Origin of the sequence: Streptococcus australis (genome assembly GCF_015553625.1) — a bacterium.
GTDB classification, from domain to species: Bacteria; Bacillota; Bacilli; order Lactobacillales; family Streptococcaceae; genus Streptococcus; species Streptococcus australis_B.
Window position 1 is genome coordinate 137,706 of record NZ_JADNGY010000004.1, and the last position, 7,007, is coordinate 144,712.

General features: G+C 41.7%; 5 protein-coding genes. 4 read left to right on the top strand and 1 reads right to left on the bottom strand.

All coding sequences use genetic code 11. The annotated features are described in order from the left end of the window. The first annotated feature begins 78 nt into the window (after nt 1-78). Entirely contained in the window at nt 79-2,424 is a 2,346-nt protein-coding gene (locus tag I2D56_RS04855; protein WP_006595848.1) for an HAD-IC family P-type ATPase, read from the top strand. 53 nt (nt 2,425-2,477) lie between these two features. Here the strand turns inward: I2D56_RS04855 and I2D56_RS04860 are convergent, their stop codons facing one another. Further along, nucleotides 2,478-2,822, bottom strand: coding sequence for a DUF3397 family protein (locus I2D56_RS04860; protein ID WP_006595849.1), 345 nt, complete (start codon nt 2,820-2,822; stop codon nt 2,478-2,480). 160 nt (nt 2,823-2,982) lie between these two features. Here I2D56_RS04860 and rplK point away from each other — a divergent pair, with 160 nt between their 5' ends. The 3 genes from rplK to I2D56_RS04875 all read left to right on the top strand — a co-directional run. Then, the gene (rplK, locus tag I2D56_RS04865; protein ID WP_006595850.1) at nt 2,983-3,408 is read left to right on the top strand and encodes a 50S ribosomal protein L11; all 426 of its coding nucleotides are present in this window, start codon (nt 2,983-2,985) and stop codon (nt 3,406-3,408) included. 97 nt (nt 3,409-3,505) lie between these two features. Beyond that, nucleotides 3,506-4,195, top strand: coding sequence for a 50S ribosomal protein L1 (rplA, locus tag I2D56_RS04870; protein ID WP_006595851.1), 690 nt, complete (start codon nt 3,506-3,508; stop codon nt 4,193-4,195). A gap of 155 nt (nt 4,196-4,350) precedes the next feature. Then, nucleotides 4,351-7,007: accessory Sec-dependent serine-rich glycoprotein adhesin (locus I2D56_RS04875; protein ID WP_195348089.1), on the top strand; the 2,657-nt coding region annotated here is incomplete at its 3' end.

A 7,007-nucleotide genomic window follows, 5' to 3' on the forward strand; every position in this document is an offset into this window, starting at 1 on the left:
AAAATCTTCGGTCTCTAGTTCCAAGCAAGAAGACAGCCTTTTTGCTAAACTGGATATAGATAAAAGAAAGAAGTATATATGGAAGAGAAGCGATATAGCGGGCTAACGAATGAGCAAGTCCAAAGCCGAATCAGACAAGGCAAACAAAATCGAGTAACCATCACGGCGGAAAAGTCGACGAGAGAGATTGTTTATTCAAATGTCTTTACTTATTTCAACCTGGTCTTTGGTATTTTAGCTATCTTATTGGTATTAGTACGGTCTTGGAACAATATGTTATTTGTTCCTATTGTCGTCGTCAACTCCTTGATCGGGATTGTTCAAGAATTGCGGTCCCGTCGGATTTTGAATAAGATGCGCCTTCTTCAAGTGGAGAAAGCTCGAGTGATTCGTGAGGGAGAACGACTGGACCTTCCTGTCGACCAGGTGGTAGAGGGGGATGTCGTCTTGTTCCAAGCAGGGGATCAGATCTATGCAGATGCCAAAGTTCTAGACGGTTCGATCATGGTCGATGAGTCTCAATTAACAGGTGAAGCAGATGAAATCCCTAAAGGAGAGAATCAGAAACTCATGTCAGGAAGTTTTGTCATTTCAGGCCAGGCAGTTGCTGTCTTGGAACAAGTAGGAGATTCGTCTTATATTAATCAGCTGAGTATCTCCGCAAAAAGAGTCAAGGGACACGAAGAATCTGAAATGGTTCATGCAGTGGACGGCCTTGTCCGAATGATCGGAATGATTCTCATCCCGATTGGCTTGCTCTTGTTCTTGCAGAGTTATCTAGGAAATCAAGAATCCCTCAAAGTTAGCATCACCTCTATGGTCGGTGCCATCATTGGGATGATCCCAGAGGGACTCTACCTCTTAATGACTCTGGCCTTGGTGCTAGGAGCAACCCGTTTAGCCCTTCAAAAGGTCCTGCTCAATAGTATGAAGGGGATTGAAACCCTATCCCGTATCGACGTCCTCTGTCTAGACAAGACGGGAACAATTACCGAACACAGGATGCAGGTAAGTGAGCTCCTCCCCTTGGCACTAGCTGAAAAAGAAGGCAAAGAAATATTAAGTCACTATCTCCAAGCAAGTGAAGATCAAAATGATACCATTACGGCCATTCGCAAGTCTCACTCCGTCCAACCCGCCCAAGTATGGCCCGTTCAAGACCGCCTTCCTTTTTCATCTAAGAAGAAATTCGGGGGACTTCAGTTCCAAGAAGGGATCTACCTGTTAGGGGCGCCGGATGTCTTGCTCAGAGATGATCTCCATGCTTACCAAGAAGTGTGGCAACGAGAGATTGAACGAGGAGCGCGTGTCCTTATTTTGGGGCATTACCAGGGGGAGCAGTTGACGGAAGTATTAGAAGCTCCAGTCCTTCCCCTTCTAGCCATAGTCTTGGAGAATCCTGTTCGGTCGACTGCTCCTGAAACCTTCGCCTATTTCCAAAAACAAGGGGTGACCATCAAGGTTATTTCAGGGGATCATCCTGTTACAGTTGCTGCCGTTGCTCAAAAAGCAGGTATTCCAGATGCGGATCGGGTCGTAGATGCGAGTCAGCTCAAGACGCGTGAGGAGATGGTAGAGGCAGCCAGGACCTACACCGTCTTTGGACGAGTTAGTCCAGAACAAAAACAAATCCTCGTAGAGAGCTTGCAGGCGGATGGTCATAAGGTTGGCATGACAGGAGATGGGGTCAATGATATCCTCGCTATGAAAAAGGCTGATTGTAGTATTGCCATGAATACGGGACATGATGCGACCAAAAAGGTGGCCCAGGTTGTGCTTTTAGATTCGGACTTTTCTCACATGCCATCTATTGTGGATGAAGGTCGCCGAGTGGTCAACAATATTCAACGTTCTGCGAGTCTCTTTTTGGTCAAGAATATTTTTTCAATTTTATTGGCTATTTTGGCCATTCTCTTTAGTTTCACCTATCCCATCCAGGCTTCTCAGATGTCCTTGATCAGTGGATTTACCATTGGAATCCCAGGTTTCTTGCTGGCCTTGGAGAAGAATCGTGCCCGGATAGAAGGAGACTTTATTGAAACCGTGATAGAGCAAGCTCTTCCAGCTGCCTTGACCAATCTCATATCAGTCCTTTTCCTTGTGGTTCTGGGTCCTTTCCTTGCATTAAGTCAGGGAGAAATTTCGACCATCTCTATCTACTTGCTGGCATTGATTGGCTTTACAAAAGTATACCAACTCAGCCTTCCCTTTAATCATGTAAAATTGGGCATCATCCTTCTGAATATAGCTGGATTTTACCTGTCGGTTTTTGTATTTTCTTCCATTTTTAATCTCAGCCATCTTCATCTGACTGGCTGGATCATGACCCTTGTCCTAGGACTGGTCATGGAAGGAGTCTTATGGTTGATGAATCGTCTTATTTATTCCATAGTGACCCATCTGCATAAGTCCAGAAACAAATAGAAAAACGGTATGAACTATGATTTTAGTTCATACCGTTTTATTGTTGCTATAGATCAGATGAAGAGACTGATCGTCATAATGAGGTAAAGGAAGAAGGTAATGAGGAAGCCTGCTCGCCAAAAGTACTTAAAAAATTTCGGATAGTAAAAACTACGTCTCTTTTTCAAAAAATAAATGGTTAAGCCAATAGCTAAAAGGGACAAGGCCAATAACAATTGTGGCAACAAATTATGATAGTAAGCCGCATCTGAAATTAAATAGTATTCTAGCGCAAAAAGAGGAAAAGCCAGGTCGGCAAAATTCCAACCATATCGACGCAGTTTAAAGACTCGAATAATAATCCCACTGAGAATCAGGGTCAAAAAAATAAATACAAGGGAAGCAACTTTTATTAACATACCTCCATTTTATCACAAAAGTAAAAAAAGTGTGATGGAAATGAAATTTTTTCTTGCATTCGGAAGAAAATAGTGTATAATAGAAAGGTATGCGCAGAGCATACTTGTGGGAGGTAAAAATCTGTAATTACCGCCAAAACCACAAAGGAGGATTTAAGAAATGGCTAAAAAAGTCGAAAAACTTGTAAAATTGCAAATCCCTGCTGGTAAAGCTACTCCAGCTCCACCGGTTGGACCAGCACTTGGTCAAGCAGGTATCAACATCATGGGATTCACTAAAGAGTTTAACGCTCGTACAGCTGACCAAGCTGGTATGATTATCCCAGTTGTGATCACTGTTTATGAAGATAAATCATTTGATTTCGTTACAAAAACACCACCAGCTGCTGTTCTTTTGAAAAAAGCTGCAGGTGTTGAAAAAGGATCAGGTACACCTAACAAAACGAAAGTTGCAACAGTTACTCGTGCACAAGTACAAGAAATTGCTGAAACTAAGATGCCAGATTTGAACGCTGCAAACATTGAGTCTGCAATGCGTATGATCGAAGGTACTGCTCGTTCTATGGGATTCACTGTTACTGACTAATTGTAACAATCCTATTTGCCCGCAATACACTTGATCATGAGACGAGTGACGTGGGAGATGAAAATCGATATGACCACATTACAAGGAGAAAGATAAAATGGCTAAAAAAAGCAAACAACTTCGTGCTGCACTTGAAAAAATCGACAGCACAAAAGCATACAGCGTAGAAGAAGCTGTAGCTCTTGCAAAAGAAACTAACTTTGCAAAATTTGACGCAACTGTAGAAGTTGCTTATAACTTGAACATCGACGTGAAAAAAGCTGACCAACAAATCCGTGGTGCAATGGTATTGCCAAACGGAACTGGTAAAACTGCTCGCGTTCTTGTATTTGCACGTGGTGCAAAAGCTGAAGAAGCAAAAGCTGCTGGTGCAGACTTCGTAGGTGAAGATGACCTTGTTGCGAAAATCAACGATGGTTGGTTGGACTTCGACGTAGTTATCGCTACACCTGACATGATGGCTCTTGTTGGACGTCTTGGACGTGTCCTTGGACCACGTAACTTGATGCCAAACCCTAAAACTGGTACTGTAACAATGGATGTTGCTAAAGCAGTTGAAGAGTCTAAAGGTGGTAAAATCACTTACCGTGCAGACCGTGCAGGTATCGTTCAAGCCATCATCGGTAAAGTGTCATTTGACGCTGATAAATTGGTTGAAAACTTCAAAGCTTTCAACGATGTTATCCAAAAAGCAAAACCAGCTACAGCTAAAGGTACTTACGTAACTAGCTTGACTTTGACTACAACTCAAGGTCCTGGTATCAAAGTGGATGTTAACTCACTTTAATTAGAAATCAAAGCTACCTTCGGGTAGCTTTTTTTCTTTTTTTGAATGATTTAGAAGGTTCTACCTTGATGATAAATTCAATAGATATTAAAACGCTTGCATAAGTACAGGAAAAGGGTATAATATAGTTGAAAAACTAAAAAAAGGAGAATCAAATGATTTTTAAACGTTCAAACGGAGAATTCCGTGAAACTGATCGAGTGACTCGTTTCAAATTGATCAAGTCGGGTAAGAACTGGTTGCGTGCAGCCACTTCAAATTTTGGTTTGCTCAAAGTGATCCGAGGTCAAGTCGAAGAGACTGTTGTTGCTGAGGTTCGTGAAGATGCTGTTTCTGCTAAGAGCCGTCACCTCTTAAAAGGGATCGTAGTGGCAGCAGCAGTTCTAAGTGCTACTACAGTTGCAAATACTACGTTTGCGGATGAAGTAGGAAACGAAGTAGTTTCTTCCTCTACAGCAGTGAGTGCTCCATCCGTTTCAACTGAAGCAGCTTCTAAAGAAGTCTCAGCCCCTCAAAATGAAAGTGCTGTAGCATCGGATGATAAAGCTATTTTGGAACAAAATGCTTCTGAGGCTGCATTATTGAATCAGATAGCAGAAAAATATGCTTCCAATCATCAAAATGCAGAACAGAAAGCTGCTATCAAAGAGGCTGTTGCAAAAGTTCAAGCTGAATTGCCAGCAAAAGAAGCTTCGACCAATTCTGGTGAGAATGCTCCATCATATGCTGAGCAACGATCACGCTTGAACAAGTCAGTAGATGACATGATGGAAACCTTGAAGGCGGCAGGTTTCAATGGAAACACAACCGTTAATGGTGCACCTGCAATTTCTGCTCAGTTGGATGCTCTTTCAACTTCAACTACTCTGACAGCACCATCTGTTTCTCCAATAATGGATGAACCAAATGGAGCTTCAATTGAGGATCCAGCATGGAACAATACAAATTATCAATTGGATCCAAATGCAGATCGCTATACTTATTCTATTTGGGATCTTCAAAACTGGCAAGGTGCAGCTAATCAAGGTGGTGTTACCTATAACAATGGTGGCTATTATGTAACCTTCTCAGTAGATCGCTCTACTGTAGGAACGACACAGACGCCAACTGTTCACGCTCGTTTAGTAGAAAAAGCTACTGGCAAAGAAGTAGAAACATTGGATATGACTGCCAATTCAACGTTCCAATTTAGCACCTTGGTGAAAGAAAATCCTACTTATGCCCCACAATTTGATTATACTACTGGGGAATCTTCGCAAATCCTAGGAACTTGGACCAATAACCGTGAAGCTGGTCCAACTTCTGATGATAAATATAAACACCACATTCTTCAAATTCGTGATACGGTTAAACCAGGAAATGTTGGAGAAACAAAACCAAATGTTCAAACAGTTATCCCAATTGAAAAAGTAACCCATACTACCCACTATAAAGTAGAAGGTACGAATAAAGAATTAGCTTCCTACAGCCAGACAGGTATTGAAAGCCAAGACTACAAGGCATCTAATCCGCGTTCATTTGAAGGCTACGAGTTCGTACGTACGGATGCTGAAAAGGATATGGCAGGTTCTCTAGGTGGTGTCGGAGCTAAATACCTAGAACTCCAAGGTGGACGTGCTCACTACTATGTCAAACGGATTGTAGAGCAAGTCGATAAAGACGGTACATCAGTTGTCAAATTGTACGCTTTAGACCCATCAAAAGTGGCATCGTATAATCCATCTACAGATGTAAATACGCTTGACTTAACCAACTATACACTATTGTATACCTCAGATCCGGTTAAGCCAGGAGCTAAGCCAACACCTGCTGGAACAGCAACTGAACCTAAAGAGGTCGGATATGTTGACAGTAAGGATGGAAAATACCATCTTAAAGTAGCAACTTATACGGATGGTGGAAATGGGAATGTGCGCTTGAGTGGTTGGTTCAACAAGGCCACTGGGGATGCCTTTACAGATTCACCACAGTTTTCAGCAGATGTCGATCCCGTTCGAAACAATACTTCCAATATCATTGGTGGGAACACACCAGGAGATAAAGCGTCTGGATATCCATCATTCTTTAATAACTATTCTCTTCCATCCATTAAAGAAATTTCTACCGATGTAACGCACTATTACCGTAAAACAGATGCTACAGGTAATGTTTACGTGCATTATCAAGATACAGAAGGTAAGACTATTAAGCCAGATGTAACCGATGAAAAAGCTCAACCAGTTAATAAGGCCTACGATACAGTTGTAGACAATCGTCCAAACGAGATTAAATTCGAAGGTAAGACTTACGAGTTGGTCCCAGCTGGTAACTACACTGTAGGTGAAGTTGATGACCAAGGACATCTTACATCATCAGACCCAACAACGGGTGCAGTTGCTAGAGAGGATAAGAATGTAACTTACATCTACAAACTTAAAGTAGGTGAAGTTGTTATTACTTATGTAGACGAAAACGGTAAAGAGATTCAAAAACCTCGTCAAGATACACCAAATTCACCATATGATACACCATATGACACTACTGAGGAAGGTGAAAAACCTAACTTCATCAAGGCAGAAGATGGTAAGACATATAAGATTGTACCAAAAGGTGATTATCCTGTAGGTAAGGTTGATGAAAATGGTCACCTTGAATCATCTGATCCAGTTTCAGGTAAGGTTGATAAACCAAGATCAACCATCACTTATGTCTATAAAGAAGTGAATGGAAGTGTCTATGTACACTATAAAGATACGGAAGGAAATGAGCTTAAAACTTCTGTAACTGATATGGATAAAGAACCAGTTGATTCAGCTTACGACACAGTAGTAGA